At 44.8% G+C, this 17,902-nt stretch carries 17 protein-coding genes and 1 pseudogene; 1 reads left to right on the forward strand and 17 read right to left on the reverse strand.

The genetic code is table 11. From position 1 onward, the window contains the following. Positions 1-93 precede the first annotated feature (93 nt). The 4 genes from scfA to DXD06_RS13660 all read right to left on the reverse strand — a co-directional run bounded on the left by scfA (position 94) and on the right by DXD06_RS13660 (position 3,469). The gene (gene scfA, locus DXD06_RS13645) at positions 94-237 is read right to left on the reverse strand and encodes a six-cysteine ranthipeptide SCIFF (RefSeq protein WP_022046260.1); all 144 of its coding nucleotides are present in this window, start codon (positions 235-237) and stop codon (positions 94-96) included. A 103-nt stretch (positions 238-340) separates the two neighbouring features. Beyond that, positions 341-610: a hypothetical protein gene (locus tag DXD06_RS13650; RefSeq protein ID WP_147343637.1), complete on the reverse strand. Its 270-nt coding sequence runs from the start codon at positions 608-610 to the stop codon at positions 341-343. Positions 611-802: 192 nt separating this feature from the next. After that, complete coding sequence (asnS, locus tag DXD06_RS13655) at positions 803-2,194, reverse strand: asparagine--tRNA ligase (protein ID WP_117832530.1); 1,392 nt, start codon at positions 2,192-2,194, stop codon at positions 803-805. 54 nt (positions 2,195-2,248) lie between these two features. Further along, a complete protein-coding gene (locus DXD06_RS13660) occupies positions 2,249-3,469 on the reverse strand; it encodes an FKBP-type peptidyl-prolyl cis-trans isomerase (protein ID WP_158569547.1) in 1,221 nt (406 codons plus the stop codon). Between the two features lie 140 nt (positions 3,470-3,609). Here DXD06_RS13660 and DXD06_RS13665 point away from each other — a divergent pair, with 140 nt between their 5' ends. Continuing rightward, complete coding sequence (locus tag DXD06_RS13665; RefSeq protein ID WP_117832535.1) at positions 3,610-4,113, forward strand: hypothetical protein; 504 nt, start codon at positions 3,610-3,612, stop codon at positions 4,111-4,113. Positions 4,114-4,207: 94 nt separating this feature from the next. On the opposite strand, the gene DXD06_RS13670 is transcribed toward DXD06_RS13665, so the two are convergent. From DXD06_RS13670 to lon, 13 genes and pseudogenes are all read right to left on the reverse strand, one after another. Further along, the gene (locus DXD06_RS13670) at positions 4,208-5,923 is read right to left on the reverse strand and encodes a methyl-accepting chemotaxis protein (RefSeq protein WP_117832537.1); all 1,716 of its coding nucleotides are present in this window, start codon (positions 5,921-5,923) and stop codon (positions 4,208-4,210) included. A 121-nt stretch (positions 5,924-6,044) separates the two neighbouring features. Continuing rightward, complete coding sequence (locus DXD06_RS13675; protein WP_117832539.1) at positions 6,045-6,494, reverse strand: DUF1934 domain-containing protein; 450 nt, start codon at positions 6,492-6,494, stop codon at positions 6,045-6,047. Positions 6,495-6,558: 64 nt separating this feature from the next. Next, positions 6,559-7,176, reverse strand: a complete 618-nt coding sequence (spoIIR, locus tag DXD06_RS13680) for a stage II sporulation protein R (protein ID WP_117832541.1) — start codon at positions 7,174-7,176, stop codon at positions 6,559-6,561. A gap of 41 nt (positions 7,177-7,217) precedes the next feature. Then, positions 7,218-7,877 (reverse strand): Ger(x)C family spore germination protein, encoded by a 660-nt coding sequence (locus tag DXD06_RS13685; protein WP_117832543.1) that lies wholly within the window; start codon positions 7,875-7,877, stop codon positions 7,218-7,220. After that, positions 7,867-8,964 carry a GerAB/ArcD/ProY family transporter gene (locus DXD06_RS13690; RefSeq protein WP_117832545.1) on the reverse strand — a complete coding sequence of 366 codons (1,098 nt, stop codon included), beginning with the start codon at positions 8,962-8,964 and terminating at the stop codon, positions 7,867-7,869. The genes DXD06_RS13685 and DXD06_RS13690 overlap by 11 nt, the downstream gene beginning before the upstream one ends. 28 nt (positions 8,965-8,992) lie before the next feature. Then, complete coding sequence (locus tag DXD06_RS13695) at positions 8,993-10,477, reverse strand: spore germination protein (protein ID WP_117832547.1); 1,485 nt, start codon at positions 10,475-10,477, stop codon at positions 8,993-8,995. Positions 10,478-10,580: 103 nt separating this feature from the next. After that, the gene (locus DXD06_RS13700) at positions 10,581-11,270 is read right to left on the reverse strand and encodes a GntR family transcriptional regulator (protein ID WP_022046249.1); all 690 of its coding nucleotides are present in this window, start codon (positions 11,268-11,270) and stop codon (positions 10,581-10,583) included. A 32-nt stretch (positions 11,271-11,302) separates the two neighbouring features. Then, a complete protein-coding gene (gene ispE / locus DXD06_RS13705; protein WP_022046248.1) occupies positions 11,303-12,178 on the reverse strand; it encodes a 4-(cytidine 5'-diphospho)-2-C-methyl-D-erythritol kinase in 876 nt (291 codons plus the stop codon). Between the two features lie 74 nt (positions 12,179-12,252). After that, positions 12,253-13,068: a metal ABC transporter permease gene (locus DXD06_RS13710; RefSeq protein WP_243001104.1), complete on the reverse strand. Its 816-nt coding sequence runs from the start codon at positions 13,066-13,068 to the stop codon at positions 12,253-12,255. Continuing rightward, positions 13,061-13,834, reverse strand: coding sequence for a metal ABC transporter ATP-binding protein (locus tag DXD06_RS13715; protein ID WP_055067303.1), 774 nt, complete (start codon positions 13,832-13,834; stop codon positions 13,061-13,063). The genes DXD06_RS13710 and DXD06_RS13715 overlap by 8 nt, the downstream gene beginning before the upstream one ends. Further along, a complete protein-coding gene (locus tag DXD06_RS13720; protein ID WP_117832549.1) occupies positions 13,818-14,783 on the reverse strand; it encodes a metal ABC transporter substrate-binding protein in 966 nt (321 codons plus the stop codon). Before DXD06_RS13720 ends, DXD06_RS13715 begins: the two co-directional genes overlap by 17 nt. A gap of 157 nt (positions 14,784-14,940) precedes the next feature. After that, positions 14,941-15,531: pseudogene (yihA, locus tag DXD06_RS13725) on the reverse strand (ribosome biogenesis GTP-binding protein YihA/YsxC); the annotation flags it as partial. 33 nt (positions 15,532-15,564) lie between these two features. Beyond that, on the reverse strand, positions 15,565-17,880 hold the full coding sequence (lon, locus tag DXD06_RS13730; RefSeq protein WP_117832553.1) for an endopeptidase La: 2,316 nt from the start codon (positions 17,878-17,880) through the stop codon (positions 15,565-15,567). Between the last annotated feature and the right edge of the window lie 22 nt (positions 17,881-17,902).

Here is a 17,902-nt window from a genome sequence, read left to right on the forward strand (position 1 = left end):
AAACATAATAAAACCGCGCGCTACGCACGCGGCTTTATTATGCCTTATTTTTCTTACCTTAGCGTTCGGGCTGTGTAAGTAATCACTCCGTGATTACTTGCACTTCTCGCAGGTCTGGTTTCCTACTGTACAGGATGTCTTACATGCAGACTGGCATGATGTCTGGCACTCGCCACATCCACCTGTCTTGATTGTGTTCTGTAACTTTCTTGTATTTAATGTCTTTACATGCTTCATGAGAATCTCTCCTTTGTCTGTTTTTTTGGATTTCCCGTCTATCTGTATTATTATAGCACAGTGGTCACCATAAGGAAAGTCTTTTTTTACAGTCACACAGCCCTTACTTCTTTTTCCACTGCACGCTTCCCAGCAGTGCCCCTGCCGTACACAAAATCAGAATCGTCAGGTTTTCTCCCTCCAGCGCAATCCAGTGCTGTTCCCGTATGCAGGAACAGACATACAGAATCCCGAAAAAAAAGCCTCCCAGCATAACTGCGCAAAAAGGTATGGCACCACATTTACATGCGCGCAGAATTTTTCCACCGATGAGACCGGAAAGCGCATACCATGCCGTAATTCCCACCCGGATCAGTTCCACTGACAATCTCATGGAATAGGAAATCCCGCACCATAACAGAAAAAGCGCCGCGGAGAGCAGACATGTGCCTATAAAGCAGCCTGCAAACTTTGCGACGTTTCTTCCTGTTTTATTATTTATTTGTTCCTGCCCATTCTCCACACATACTTCTCCGGAAATTGTCCTCCTTAGAGTTTATGGGAAATACGGCTCTTTTATTCCATTTTACAGTTCGCAGTTATTTACGGTTCTAGGGAACGGAATGACATCGCGGATATTTGCCATACCTGTCAGATACATCACGCAGCGCTCAAATCCAAGTCCAAATCCTGCATGTCTGGCAGATCCGTATTTACGCAGATCCAGATAAAACTTATAGTCTTCCTCTTTGAGTCCCAGTTCCTGAATACGTGCCAGAAGCTTGTCATAGTCATCCTCTCTCTGGCTTCCACCGATGATCTCCCCGATGCCCGGAACCAGACAGTCCACTGCTGCAACTGTCTTTCCGTCTTCATTGAGTTTCATGTAAAATGCCTTGATCTCCTTTGGATAATCAGTGACAAATACCGGTCTCTTATAAATCTGCTCCGTCAGATAGCGCTCATGCTCTGTCTGCAGATCACAGCCCCAGGATACCTTATAGTCAAACTTGTCATTGTGTTTTGACAAAATCTTGATGGCCTCCGTATAAGTTACCCGTGCAAAATCGTTGTTTACTACGTTCTCCAGACGATCCAGCAGACCTTTGTCCACAAAATTATTGAAAAATGCCATTTCTTCCGGTGCATGTTCAATCACATAATTAATCACATACTTTAACATACTTTCCGCAAGCATCATATCATCTTCAAGATCCGCAAATGCGATCTCCGGCTCAATCATCCAGAACTCAGCCGCATGTCTGGTTGTGTTTGAATTTTCCGCACGGAAGGTCGGTCCAAACGTATAAATATTTTTAAAGGCCATCGCATAGGTTTCTCCGTTTAACTGACCGGATACGGTCAGATTGGTAGGTTTTCCAAAGAAATCCTTTGTATAATCCACGGTTCCATCCTGTTTTTCCGGCACATCTTTTAAATCAAGCGTTGTTACCTGGAACATTTCCCCTGCGCCCTCGCAGTCACTTCCTGTGATGAGCGGAGTATGCACATAAACGAAATCGCGCTCCTGGAAAAACTTGTGAATCGCATATGCACACAGGGAACGTACACGGAACACCGCCTCAAACGTATTGGTTCTCGGACGCAGATGTGAAATGGTACGCAGATATTCAAACGTGTGACGCTTCTTCTGCAACGGATAATCCGGTGTGGAAGCCCCTTCCACGGTTACCTCTGCTGCCTGGATCTCAAACGGCTGTTTTGCTTCCGGCGTAGGCACCAGCTGTCCTTTTACAATGACTGCTGCTCCGACATTAATCTTGCAGACTTCCTCATAATTCTCCAGACCATCTCCATATACAACCTGAATCGGCTCAAAAAAGGTACCATCATTCACTACAATGAATCCAAAATTTTTGGAATTACGGTTACTTCTTACCCATCCGCCGATCGTTACCTGCTGATTTTCATATCTGATCGTATTTTTGAAAATCTCTCTGACATTTACTAATTCCATACTGTCCCTCCGTTAAAAATCTAATCTATCCCTTAATTGTTTTTATTGAACCCTTTAGTTTTCCGATGACTCTGTCGTCTGTGTATCCGGTTCTACGGTAATATTGGCTTTCTCCACAACATACGAAATCGCCTGATTGACCACATACAGCTGACGAAGTGTTTTCTCTCCATCCTCTTTATTTCCAACGCCATAATATTTATATACCGCATTTTCATCTGTCATCTGGCTGTTGCTCGAACTTACCAGATAATCTACAAATGACTTAAAATCATCATCACTGATTGTAATATTTTCTTTTTCCGCAATCCGTCCAAAGATAAATTCAGTTTTGATCTGCTTGGTCATCGGTTCTTTCCACTGTTTTTTCATATCATCCACGGTGGTACTGTTGTTCTTGGCATACTGTTCCAGAGTCTGTGTATCATTGCAGTTGTCTGCTTCAAATTCATACTGGTATTCCTGCAGGCGCGCATCCAGATACTCATCCGGAATCGTCACTTTACATTTATCCAGCAGTTCATCTTCAACTGCGCTGATACTTGCCTGAGACTTGGAATTTGCGGCCTGCTTTTCGAGTACCTGCCGTACATATGCAACCAGATCCTTTTTCGTGGTGATCTTCTGCTCGGTAAATGCATCTGCTACCATGTCATCGGTCAGCGTGTCCATGGTAACCGGCTTATAAATTCCCTTGATTTTGAATTTAAACGTTGTTTTCTTTCCCGCCAGATCGGAAGACTGGTAATTCTCCGGAAAGGTCACATCCGAACTTACTTCATCCCCGACTTTTGCGCCGACAAGCCCATCACTGAATCCATCAATGTAATTTGTCTTCTGTGTGGCATCACAGTTGTTCGCCACATCAATCATTGTGTCTGTCGCAGAACCGCCATCAAACGCATCCCCGTCAAGATATCCGGTATAATCCACCTTGACATAATCATCCTTTTGAACGGTATCACGGTCCTTTACCTCAACTCCGGTGATTCCGTAATATGAAAGCAGTGACATCAGATTCTGCTCCACCTGATCATCTGTCACATCATAATTTCCGGTGATGGTGACATCTATCCCTTTATAATCTGCAAGTTTCGTCACCAGTTTTGACAGATCCAGCTTCATCTGTGCGCTGTGCGGTCCGTCAAACACTTCACTTGCCGTCTCCTGTGTTCCCTGCTGGGTACTTGCCTTTTTATCACTGTCTGTACCACATGCCCCCATGGATAATACCATCGTCATGCACAAAAAAAGTATAACCACTCTTTTCTTCATAATGTCCCAAATCCTTCTTTCTTTCCTTTTACAACTAATTAAACATACCATAAATCCATAGAAAATACAAACAGTAAACGTTGATTTTTACAGAAATCTTTGCTACAATAAATTTTAGTATATAGAGGAGGAAATCCACGATGAAACCAATAGGAATCGTATTATTAGTGATTGCCATTATTCTGGTAGCCGCTATGATTGTCCTGTACTTTCTCGGAAAGAAAGCACAGAAGAAAAAAGAAGAACAGGATGAGCAGATGAAAGCCGCTGCACAGACAGTGACGATGCTGATCATCGACAAAAAACGAATGAAAATGAAAGATGCCGGCCTTCCTTCCCAGGTAATGGAGCAGGCAAACAAACTCATGCAGCGCGCCAAACTTCCAATCGTAAAAGCCAAAGTCGGACCAAGAGTCATGACACTGATCGCAGACGAGCAGATCTACGATGACATTCCGGTCAAGAAAGAAGTCAAGGCAACCGTCAGTGGTCTTTATATCACAGGCGTACGCGGACTCCGTGGACCGCTGGAAAAACCGGTCAAAAAGAAAAAAGGATTCCGTGCAAAGCTTCAGGAAAAGTACAATGAAGCCAATGCCCAGCTGAAAGAATCCAAATCCGGTTCCAGCAGGAAAAAGAAATAATGTGTTTACAGGAAAAACAGGAAAAGGCCTATCTTCCCCATCGGGAAGATAAGCCTTTTCTTTTCATGCAGATTCTATAACGTTGTTCCACAAATCATGATTCTTCCATCTGAAACAGCTGCACATTCTTTTCCAGAACCTCTGCAATATTTTTAAGGTTCTCTGCATTCTGGCTGATATCATTGATAACCGAACCAATTTCCATCATGGAAGCCGAAGTCTCCTGTGTGCTTGCCGCATTTTCCTCTGCGATTGCCGACAGGCTCTGTACCGTATCTACGATCTTATTTCTTGCATCCTCAATCTTTTGTGTCTGTTCTTCTATGGATACCATTCCATGGATGGACAAATTTACGCCTTCATGCATTTGTTCAAAAACTTCTGCCGTCTTTTTCACTTTTTCGTTCTGCTCCTGCATGATTTCTTTCACATCTTCCATCGTATGTACTGCAGTTTCGGAATCTTTCAGCAGTTCACGGATAATATCCTCAATCCGCTTGGCAGATTCGTTGGACTGTTCTGCCAGCTTCTGGATCTGTGCTGCCACCACCGCAAAACCTTTTCCTGCCTCTCCTGCCCTGGCAGCCTCAATGGAAGCATTGAGTGACAGCAGATTGGTTTCATCTGCAATGGAAGCAATCAGCGATGTTGCATCCTTGATCTTCAAGGCAGAATCATTCGTTGTATTTGTCTGTTCATAAATCACATTGATGGACTCGGTTGCCCTCTCATTGATTTCTCCCAGTTCTTCCAGTGCCTTTTTGGCTATCTGTCCGGACTCATTCATCACATCTGCCGTCTCGTTCATGGATTTTACCTGGTTTGTAGAATCCTCAATCATCGTACCCATGGAAATAATGGACTCGGTTGCCCCCTGAGTCTCCTGTGCCTGACTGGTTGCACTGGTTGCGATCTCATTTACTGCGGTCTCCACATTATTTACGTTTCCTGCCGTCTTTACCGCGTTATTGTTTAACGTTTCCGACGCATCAAACAACTGTCCACCCTGCTGCCGTATCTTCTGTACAATTTCCGTCAGAGCCTCTTTCATCCGAAGCACGGCATTTGCAATGCTTCCGACTTCCCCACGATGTGCGGCACATTGTTCCAGTACCTGATCGTTTCGCAGATCCAGCTGTGCAATCCGGTTCACGGAATCTGTAATCTTTGATAACGGACGTGTAATCCGTGTTGCAAAAACAAACGCTGCCAAAGCCCCGAGCAACAGCAGCACACCGGAAATCAGGATTCCCCTTTGCTCCAGCATTAGTGCTGGTGCAAGAAGCTCTGCATCATCCGCCGTGACTACAAGGATAAACTGTTTTTTGCTGGTATAACATGCGGAAAATTTTTTCTCCCCCTGAAATACATACTGCACAGTCTCCGGTTTTGGGATACTTCCCCCTTGTATCTCTTTGAGCATCTTTTTGACAGCCTCGTTTTCTACCGGCTGCCCGATTTTCTCAGCGGTAGGATGATACAGCATCGTTCCGTCAAATCCAACCAGATAGGCATAAGCTGTCTTGGCTCCTGCGACATCTAGCTGCTGTAAAATGTCCTGTGCAGCTTCCGGGTTATCTAAAAGATCAATATTTACCTGCATGGCACTTTCCATCTCCCGTCCATACGAAATGGAAAGATCCAGCAGATAGTTGGAATAGATACTGCGGATATTGCTTTTTACCCCAGGCATAATCATGAGTGTATACAATATTACAATCACTGCCGCCACAAGAATCACTACCGCAATAAACTGCGTTTTCATAGAATGCCAGAAAGAAATTTTCTGCTGCCTGTGTTCCGTATTCATAATGATTCCTCCTCTGTTATCATTTTTTGTATTTTACCACAAATCGGCATTTTTCACAATATTCCACAGCTTTTTTCGTATATTTTCGTTTATTTTTTCTGTTTTAATTACCATTATCTGTTTATTTGACAAGTTTAAATGCCGGATTCTGTTTCGGATTTGCCAGAATCCGGATATGGCAGTCCGCCAGATGCTCATTGTTTATCTCCAGTGCATATTCCACCTCAACCGTAATCTCATTTTCTTTCTCCTGCACATCCACACGGTAGGCATCAATTCCCACCAGCAGGCTGCCGTATGGGGTATTATAATATGTAATATTTTTTTTATTTTTTTCAAAAATCATATGAACGTTGACAGCACCCTTTTTCGTCAGTTCCATATAATTATCACGCACTTTAATCATGTTCCTGGTCGATTCTTTCTGACCTTCCATGACCTCCTCGTACATAAAAAAATGCCTGCCGTTCCGAAAATAATAATCTCCCGGGGAGATCACTTCTATCGTGTCATTCTGTTCGTTTTCTCCGATCTGCAATCCCTTGATGGACAATAATACGTCTTTTGTCATAGCCAGTTCCTTCTTTTCCTTGATATCTTAACACACAATGGCGTGCTTCATTATCATAACCAGTTTAACGGAAATAATCAAGGAATTTCCACCGGATCTGCATTTTTCCAGAATCAAACACATCTGCATATTCTTCCTGCGTCAAAACTTCACGCAGCTCCTCGCCGGAAGATTCATCCACAACCTCATATACTGATCCCTGAAAACACATGTTCGGATACAGCACACACCACCAGTTATGTCCTTCTCCTTTTCCCAGTGTAATCTGCAATGCACGGTATTTACCTGCCGGAAACGTATAATCCCCATACGTTTTCACAGGGAAATCCACATTGGCAAGCCTTGCGCTGGCACCGTATGTATAGCCGCTTTTGCGCAGCGTTTTTTCCGCTGTTTCTATAATTTCGTCCATATGGTCCTGCACAATTTTTTCGGTTTGCGCCCGGTCTGTTACCTTTTTTAGTTTTTGCCCAAGCATATGCCCCACCGCATCCCGAACCTTTAGTTTCACATTCTGGTCGTCCTTGGCATCACTGTTTGCCAGTACATGAAACCGCAGTATTTTTTCTGCAATTGCCGGCTGCAGTGGGTCCACCCTTTCCTTTTCTGTTGCGTGCGCAGTTCCCGCAGCAAGAACCGTTAACATACATAAAATGATAAACATAATTTTTTTCTTTTTCATTTTCCCACACTCTCTTTCCTCTGATAGTAAGAGCATTTCCATTATTTTTCCTGTTTATACAAAAACCTGTCATCCGGTACCCGGTACATGGTTTTCCAGAAGATGATATGGTCTTCTGTTTCCAGATATGGCAGCATAATCTGCAGGATATGGTTTTCCTTCTCGTCCAGCAGCCTGCCAAGCTTAAACAGTTTTCCTGATCCCGCTGATTCCTGATTCTGCAGATACTGTTCCAGATAACTTCCCAGATCCTGTGGCAGATCTTCTTCTGTCTCAAACAATGCCAATGGATCTTCCGCCACACATACATAGATGTTTCTTGGGAAAAGTCCGGTTTGTTTCAGATAAGAAAGAACATCCTCATACCGTCCGGTATCCTCCATCAGATTTTCCCCGAAGACAAGCACTTTCATATGATTGCAGTCTGCCAGTTTTTCCAGCCGGCTATCATAGGTCTGCACACAGCTTTCCATCGTCTTTCCCGTGACAGGCGCGATATTCACACGCGCCTCTTCCAGATCCGTATTATCCTTCTGGCTCAGCTTGGGAAATCCATAACCAAAAGAAATCTGTCCATCCTTTTCGTCCACAACCGCCATCATTGGAAAACAGCGGTCTTCGAGTTCTGTGGCGCTGCATCCGCAAAGCAGCTGCTGCACAGACAATACCAGTGCAACATATTTTTTTATTTTACCCTTCATGCCGTTTTTTCCCCTTTCCCCACAAAAGTACAAACAATGGCAGGAACAAAAACAACGGGATTCCGATATACAGCAGATAATCCCGGAACCATTCCCCATGGCTGCTTTGGTGGAGCATTTCTGCCACCCCGAAAACGGCAACCATCACCCCACAGAGATACCATTTTTTATGCGTATCTTTTTTCCGCAGTTTCTGTACCAGTTCCTGTGCATAAAACAAAAACACAGTCACAAGTGCAAACAGCGTAAAAAACCAGATGGCGATCATAAAGGCATCCAGCCGCTTCAAAAAACTTCCCCTCAGATGGATACTGCTCATCAGCGTAATTGCCGGATATTTCATGGTCGTTAGGGAACGGCTTCCAAAACTGCCCAGCAGGATCACATACAAAACCGCAAGAACACCTATGGCAAACCACATTGCCGCATGCACGGCATGCACCAGCTTCCCCCATTTTTCTTTCTGCACATAGGAGGGAAAAAATGCAAGCAGAAACAATGGCATCAGACAAAAAAAGACTGCCAGACTTCCTTTCATCACCGACCCGGTATCTGCCTGAAAAAAGCCATACAGATATTCCATCTCCAGATCCCCCGCCGCAATCAAAAGCATTCCTGCAAGAAGTACAAACAAAACGACAAACAAAATCTCATACACCCGTGCACGGCTTTCAATCCCGCCACACACGGCATATCCTGCCGTCAGCAATACCAGAATCAGAATCAGGGGAAACGACTCCCCTGCAATCAGCCCCTTTTGTATCACGTCCGAAAAGATATATGCCCCGTATCCTGCCATACCGGTAAAATAGACCAGCAGTAACACCAGAAAAATTTTTTTCATCCATGCCGGCAGAATCCGTTCCATATAAGTGACCAGATCCGTTTCCATCTTTTTTAAAACATATGCAAGATACCACAGATACAGGCTTCCCATGATACCTCCCAGCACAATGGATGCCAGACCGTCATTTCCCGCAAATGCTGCCAGCTGTGAGGGCAGAATCAGCGTACTTTCCCCTACAAAATCGAACACAAACAGCCGGAACACCTGCCGCGTTGATATCCGGTTATTATTTGAAAACATATCGTTCCTCCGTTACTGTTTACTCAGCCTATTTTTTCCGCAGACGTATCCGCTCCCCGCGTTTTGCATAAATGGGTCTTCGCACCATTTTTTTCAGTGGTGCACGCCAGATACTGTCGCGTTCATCATGATAATCATTGACATCTGCCCCCACAAACGGCATGAGATACGGAATCCCAAAGCTTTCCAGCCGCGACAGATGGATGAACACCGTAAGCAGTGCAATCAAAAATCCGAAAAATCCAAGCCATGCGGACAGGACAATCACATAAAATTTCAATATCCGGAATGAAAAAGCAAATTCTTCATTCGGAATGGAAAAGGAACAAAGCGCGGTAAACGCAACCACGATCACCACAATCGGACTGACAAGGTTGGCATCCACAGCTGCCTGCCCGATAATCAGACCTCCGACAATTCCGATCGTATTTCCCATTGCCCCCGGCAGCCGGACACCCGCCTCCCGCAACAGTTCAAAAGAAATCTCCATGAGAATGACCTCCAGTGCCGCCGGAAAAGGCACACCGATCCGTGCCTCCCAGAAGGATAACAAAAGCGGTGTCGGCAGAATCTGTGTGTGAAAATTTGTCACCGCCAGATACAGTCCGGGGAGTGTCATGGCAAAAAAAGCTGCCATGTAACGCAAGATCCGTGCAAACGTTGCCACACCAAACCGATTATAATAGTCATCACTCGTCTTCAGAAAAGAATTCAGGTCTGTCGGCAGAATGAGAGCGACCGGAGAATTGTCGCATAACAATACGATCCTTCCCTCCAGCACCGCAAGTGCTGCCCGGTCCGGTCGCTGTGTCGTCTGAAACTGTGGAAACGGTGAATACCATTTCTTTTCCGCCAGCTGCTCTAAGATTCCGCTGTCCATGACCCCGTCAATCTCATATTCTGTAATTTTTTCCCGGATCTGCCGCAGCACGAATTCATATTTCAGATCTGCCATATACACCAGGTCAATTGCCGTGTGCGAACGCACCCCCTCCTGTACTTCTTCTACTTTAACCCGTGTTGATCGCACACGCTTACGGATAAGAGCCGTGTTGGTTTTGATGGAATCGGTAAACCCCTCCTTCGAACCACGGATCACCTTTTCCGAATCCGGTTCCTGCACCCCCATGCCGGGATATCCTTTGTCGGCAATCTTTAATGCATGTCCGTATCCATCCACAAAAAGGATGGCATCCCCCGTGAGCATCCCCTGTGCTGCATCCTCTATGGTATCGTACGGTGTCACATCTGAAATCCCCATCGCATTCTCATTGAGTACCTGATTTAAGTCTCTGTCCGGCAGCTCCGATAATGCCGCCAGCAGTCTCCCCAAAACCGTCGTTTCCAGCAGCATATTGCTGACTGCCACCTCAATATATGCCAGAAAACATCGTCTTCTTTTTCCTTTTCCCAGACGCATTTCCTTCATTTTAATATCTGCACTGTCTGCAAACAGCTGTTGAAACTGTTTTATATTCTGCTCAATATCGGTCGAAATTTTTGTATGCTCCATTTTTACATTCCTATCTCTTTTCATCCCATAAGGTGCCTGTATACCTAAAAAAAGACAGACACCAAAAGGTATCTGTCCTTACTATTTCCATCTGTTACATAAACTATTCATTTTCTGCTTCATCCTGACACTGGATTACACTTTTTACTGCCACTGCCTGGTTTTTTACATGCTTGTGCATGGCAAGCGTTGCCGCTTCTTTATCCCTGTTTTTCAAGCCCTCCGCAATCGCATTATGTTCTGCGATCAATACCGGATAATTGTCCGGATTTTTGATATATTCCACACGGTATCGGTAGATCTGCTCCCGCAGATTGTTCAATAACGTCACGAGTTTCGGATTTCCCGTTGATTCAAAAATAACATCGTGGAATTTTACATCCATCTCGGCAATCATTTTCACATCTCCGGTCTTTGTACTGTTTTCAAACTGATCTTTGACTTCTAAAAGTTTTTGCAGCTCTTTCTCCGAAATCTTATCACATGCAATCTTTACGGCAAGTTCATCCAGCGCCTCCCGGATTTCCAGAACATCTTCCATATCTTTGAGTGTCATCTTTGCAACCTCTGCCCCTTTGCGTGGCATGGTTACAGCAAGTCCCTCCTGCTCGAGCATACGGATGGCTTCACGGATCGGTGTACGGCTCACCCCAAGCTTTGCTGCCAGCTGTAACTCCATAAGCCGCTCTCCCGGTTTGAGATCTCCTTTTAAAATTGCCTCTCTTAACGTATTAAATACAACATCTCTCAGTGGCAGATATGCGTCCATATTGAGCGTCAGATCATCTGTCATGTTATCGTCTCCATTTCTGTTTGTGTGAATTATTACTTTCTCCTGTTGTTGTAGATCGTGGTCAGATATACCTGTTTTGCAAGACCGGAGCGTTTCATTTCCCGCAGCGCACGCTTTGCCGTTTCTCCATCTTCAAAAAGACCGAATACGGTAGGACCGCTTCCGCTCATCATGGAAGCTTTGGCACCCGAACGCATCATCTGCTGTTTGATCTCTGCAATTACCGGATAGTTTGGTATCGTAACCGATTCCAGTACATTTCCCATATGTGCACAGACACCGTCAAAATCTTTCTCCCGGATATCTTTCATCAGTGCATCAATATCCGGATGGTTCGTCTGTTCATCCAGCTTCAGGTTCTGATATACAAATTTGGTCGATACAGAAATGGATGGTTTTGCAATCAGCACCGGACATTTGATCATCGGCGGAAGCTGCGTCAGTTTTTCCCCGATTCCTTCTGCTAGTGCCGTTCCACGCATAAGACAGTAAGGAACATCTGCCCCGATCTGTACCCCTCTCTTCATCAGTTCCCTGCGGGACAATCCCAGATCATACAACTGATTCATCGCATACAGCATGGCGGCAGCATCCGTGCTTCCTCCTGCCATCCCCGCCGCTACCGGAATTCTCTTTGTCAGTTTTACGGAAATTCCATCTGTAAGCGCAAACTCTTCCTGTAACAGCCGTGCAGCTTTATAGACCAGATTATTTTCATTTACCGGCAAAAAAGAGAGGTTGGAAACAATCTGTATCTCCGGCTCCCGGATCTTTTGAATCTCCAAAAGATCGTACAGATGAATGGTCTGCATGATCATGCGCACTTCATGATATCCATCTTCCCTGCGCCGGACCACATCCAGTCCCAGATTTATTTTTGCAAGTGCTTTGAGTGTTATTTCATCCATTTGTATTTCCTCAGTATTTTGTATACACCGATTGTACTACAAAAAATACAATCGGTCAAATTCTATTCTCCCTGTTATTCTTTCCACTTTCTTCCGAAAAAATAAGTCACAAAATAGATCACAGATGCGATAATTACAATCATTGGGCCGGTTGCAACGTTTGTATAATAAGACAGAATCAGCCCCATGATGCCCGAGAAAACGGAAAAAATTATCGAAAAGACATGGTATTCCCGCATATTTACCGACAGATTTCTGCTCGATGCCGCCGGAAGGATCAGCAATGCATTGATGATCAGAATACCTACCCACTTGATGGAAAGCATGACAATCAGTGCTACAAGTACCGCAAAAACATAATCCATCAGTTGTACCGGAATCCGCTTGCTCTTTGCCAGTGCCCGGTGAATACAGATGGCATTCAGCCAGTTAAAACAGGTGATCCAGAACAAAATCGTAACGATAAAAATAATAACAAGATACCCGATTTCCTTTTTGGTAATGCTCAGAACATCCCCGACTAAAAGACTCGAATATTTACTGAAATTTCCGCCTTTTGACAGGATTGCCAGACCAATCGCAACCGAACAGGAGGAAAAAACCGAAATAATCGTATCGGTTGATACGGTACTTCTGCTTCCGATTTTGTTTAACAGCAGCGCGAATACAACTGCAAAAATCACCATGGAAATATTCGTATCCGGAATTCCGCATACCACTCCTACAGCAATTCCCGTCAGTGCGGAATGCCCCAGGGCATCCGAAAAATATGCCATTTTTTTATTGACAATCATGGTTCCCATCAGCCCAAACAGTGGTGTAATGATCAGTATTGCGGCCAATGCCATCTTCATAAAACCATAATCCATCCAGGAGGTCCAATCAATCATTTGTCTCATCCTCCTTTATCCATGTTTCTTCTTTTCCCGCAGAAAAAATCCGTTCAAATTCGGAACTTTCGTATACTTCTTTTACCGTTCCCTGCCTGAGGACCGTCTTGTCCAGAAGCACTACATGATCCGCATATCTTGCCACGTAATCCAGATCATGTGAGATCAGAATAATCGCAAGGTCATAATGTTTTTTCAGATAATCCATCGTTTTAAAAAAAAGTTCCATGCCATTCTGGTCAATTCCGGATACCGGCTCATCCAAAAGCAGCAGATTCGGCTCATCCATCACCGCCAGTGCAAGAAGCACTCTCTGCAACTGTCCTCCGGACAGATTACAAACCTGTTTGTCGATCAGTTCTTCTGCCTCAAAAATGCGCAGATGCGCTTTGATCTTTTCATATAATTTCCGGTTTTTCGGCAGAAACACCGGATATCTCGACTCATAGCTTGCCAGCAGGTCATAGACACTGACCGGTGTATTTTTTTCGATGTTAATCGATTGCGGGACATATCCGATTTTTAAATTCTGCATCCGTCCGTCTTTGGTATCCCGAAACTCAATATCTCCCGTATGCGGGATGTCCCCCAGCATGGCACGGATCAATGTCGATTTTCCGGCACCGTTTTTTCCGATAATCGCATTCAGCGATCCACAGTGCATATGAAGATTCACATCTTTTAAGATTTCCTGCTCACTGAACCACACCCCCAGATGGTTCACCTTGATGCAGTGAAATCCACACGGACTAATGATCTTTCGCATAAAATGCCTCCTCAAGTATCTCCATGTTTTTTTTCATACCGTTAATATAACTGTCTTTTTCGTAAGTTCCGCGATTCAGCGGGTCCAGATATAATACCTTTGCATCGGACTCTTTCCGGATCGTATCTCCCATACTCTTTCCATACAGTTCTTCTGCAAGAATGTATTTTACATGCCCCTTGCGGACAGCAGAAAGCACATCCGATACTTCTCCTGCGCTGACCTGCCGTTCCTCATCGAGATCCAGCAGATAGTTTACCTGCAGCCCATAGTCCTCAGCGACATAGGCATATGCTTCATGAAACAGAATCACCGACTGACCGGAAATTTCCTGTTTTAATTTCTCCTGACGTTTTTTCAGTCCGTCCAGTTTTTCCAGATATGCCTCTGCCCCATTCTGATAGGCACTGCTTCTTTCCGGATCTGCTCCAGATAATCCATCGGCAATCGTCTGTACCTGTGTCTCATAAGCAGAAACGCTCATCCATGCGTGGGCATTGACATCCCCATGGGCATGTTCTTCTTCTGTTTCCCCCTCATGATGATGTGTATCGTCCTCCTCCCCGGAGAGCAAAGAAATATTCTCACAGGCTTCTATAATTTTCAGATTCGGGTAAGCCTCTGCAACTTCCTTCATAAAGCTTTCAATTCCACCACCATTGATGATAAACACATCCGCCGTACTGAGTAACTTCATATCTTCCGGTGTCAGCTGGAAATCATGCAGGCAGCCGGTCTGCGGCTCACTTAAATTTTCCAGACGCACTCCGTCTGCATCCCCGATTACATTCTCAGCCGCAATATACATTGGATAAAAGGAAGTCACAACCGTCAGTTCCTGTCCATCCGTCTGTTCCTGTGTCTGGCTGACGTACCATCCGGTCAGTCCCATTCCTGCCACCAGAATGGCAAAAAGCATGATTGCAGTATACAAATACTTTTTCTTCATTCTACTTTTTTTTCACTTTCTTTTTCTGTTCTTTTCGAAGTGTCTTTTTGGCTACCGGGCGGTCTGTCTTTTTCCAGCGCTCTTTTTTCTTCGGTTCCTGCGGTGCCGGCTGCTTTTGTTTTGCCTCTCTTTTGGCATTTTCCGCCTCGATGTACGCTTGCGGAAGTTCAATAACGGATTCTACAATCTGCCAGATTTCTTCCCTGCCCTGTTTTGACTCCGCAGAAAACGGAATAACGATCGTTCCCGGCTCTACTTGCAGGATATCCTTTATCATTTGCACATGTTGCAGGATTTGCATCTTTTTTAATTTGTCCGATTTTGTTGCAATGATGATTGGCGCAAATCCCTGATGAACCATCCACTCATACATCATCTGATCATTTTCCGACGGTTCATGACGAATATCAATCAGAAGAAAAACTGCTTTCAGCCGTTTGGATGTATGCAGATAATTTTCGATCATCTGTCCCCATTTCGCCTTAATCTCAATATTTGCATTTGCGTATCCGTATCCCGGCAAGTCCACCAAATACATTGCCTCATTGACATTATAAAAATTTATGGTCTGCGTTTTTCCCGGCTGGGAAGAAGTACGCGCAAGCGATTTCCGGTTCATCAGCGCATTGATCAGCGATGACTTTCCCACATTGGATTTTCCGGCAAAAGCCACTTCATCCAATAGGTTGTCCGGAATCGCACTTGTAATTCCACAAACTGTCTCCAAATTCACATTTTTGATAATCATATTTATTCTCCTGCAAAAAGAATTTGGGCTGCATTATACAAATGCAGCCTTAATTACCTGATCCATATGTTCTACCGGTATGATCTCCATATCTCCAACGATCTCTTCCGAAATTTCGGCAAGATCCTGTTCATTCTCTTTTGGAATACAGACCGTCTTCATTCCGGCATTCTTTGCCGCAAGCAATTTCTCTTTTAATCCGCCAATCGGAAGTACACGTCCGCGCAGTGTAATTTCCCCTGTCATGGCAACATCTGCCCGTACCGGCTTCCCGGTGACCGCAGAAAGAATTGCGGTTGCCATGGTAATTCCGGCAGACGGTCCGTCTTTTGGAACCGCACCTTCCGGAACATGGATATGGATGTCATGTTTCTGGAAAAATTCCGGATCAATATGGTAATCTTCACTGATGGACCGAATATAACTGATTCCGGTCTGTGCAGACTCTTTCATGACGTCTCCGAGTTTTCCCGTCAACACCACACTGCCCTTGCCCGGCATCAGATTCACCTCAATCTCTAAAGTTACACCACCCACACTGGTCCATGCCAGACCGCGCACAATGCCTACTTCATTCTTTTTGTTTTTCTTCTCCGGACGATATTTCGGTTTTCCGAGAAAATCTTCCAGATTTGTGCCGGTTACACGAATCATTTTCTCATCGCCCTCGTAGATTCTGCGGGCTGCTTTGCGGCAGATTTCTCCGATCTGCCGTTCGAGAGAACGTACACCTGCTTCTCTGGTATAAGAAGAAATCACCATTCGCAGCGCTTTGTCCGTAATCTTTAGTTTGCCATCTGCAACTCCGTTTTTTTCAAACTGTTTCGCCAGCAGATGATCCTTTGCAATATGGAACTTTTCGTTTTCCGTATAACTGCTAACCTCTATAATTTCCATACGATCCAGAAGCGGTCCCGGAATATCCTGCATGGAATTGGCACTTGCAATAAACAGTACCTCGGACAGATCCACCGGAAGCTCTACATAGTGATCCCGGAATTTATGATTCTGTTCCGAATCAAGCACTTCCAGCATGGCAGAAGCTGTATCTCCCTTATAATCGCTGCTCATCTTGTCAATTTCATCCAGCAGCATCAGTGGATTTTTGACTCCCGCCATCCGCAGTCCATTGACGATTCTTCCCGGCATTGCTCCCACATAGGTTCTGCGGTGTCCGCGGATCTCCGCTTCATCCCGCACACCTCCGAGTGAAATACGAACATATTTTTTATCCAGCGCACGGGCAATCGAACGCGCAATGCTGGTTTTTCCGGTTCCCGGAGGCCCCACCAGACAAATAATCGGGCTCTCTCCCTTTCCGGTCAGATTACGGACTGCAAGAAATTCCAGAATACGTTCCTTTACCTTTTCGAGACCGTAATGATCCTCATCCAGAATCTTCTGCGCATGCTTTAAGTCTTTGTTATCCTCCGATACTGCATCCCACGGAAGTTCCAGTAAGGTTTCGATATAACCACGGCTTACCGTACTCTCGGATGAATTTCCTGAAATTCCCTGAAAACGCTCAATCTCCTTATGAATTCTTGCTTTCACTTCCCCGGAAGCCTGAAGTTCCTGCAGTTTCTTTTCATACTCCTGTGCATCGGTTTCTGTATTGGATTCTCCCAGCTCTTCCCGGATTACCTGCATCTGCTCCCGAAGCAGGTAATCTTTCTGGTTTTTATCCACATGTTCCTGCACTTTTTTCTGGAAATCACGCTTTAAAGCCAGAATCTCTGTCTCCTGCAGCAAAGAAGAAAGCACCGACTCATAACGTGCTGTCAGCGTGACAGCCTCTAACAGTTTCTGTTTCTTTTTATAACTGATTACAAGGCTGTTTCCCACATAATCAAGAAGTTTTAAAAGATCCGTCTCTTCCTGAACCTGGCGCATCACATCCTGCCCGATTTTGCCATGTACTCTTGCATATTTTGCAAACGTTTCCTGCACACTCAAAAGCATTGCAGACTTTGCCTGCTCCGGAAGCTGTTCATCGTCTTCCTGATCATACACGATCACACGCGCTTGCATATAATCGTCTGTCTGCGTATATTCATATGTCTCTGCGCGCCCGATTCCTTCGATCAGTACACGCATAATATTTTTCTGTAATTTTACGACCTGACGAACCACAGCCAGAAGCCCCACTTCATACAGATCTTCTCCCTGAGGATCTTCTTTCTCTGTATCTTTTTGTGTGACGATAAAAAGCTTCTGGTCTCCTTTCATGGCTTCCTCGACAGCACGCAGGGATTTGTCCCTGCTGATATCAAAATGAGCCACCATGCCCGGCAAAATCGTCATTCCCCGCAGTGCCACCGCCGGAATTGTCAATATTTTATCTTCCACTTGTATCTGCTCCTATATTTCC

The sequence above is a fragment of the Roseburia sp. TF10-5 genome (genome assembly GCF_003462365.1).
Taxonomy (GTDB): domain Bacteria; phylum Bacillota; class Clostridia; order Lachnospirales; family Lachnospiraceae; genus Roseburia; species Roseburia faecis.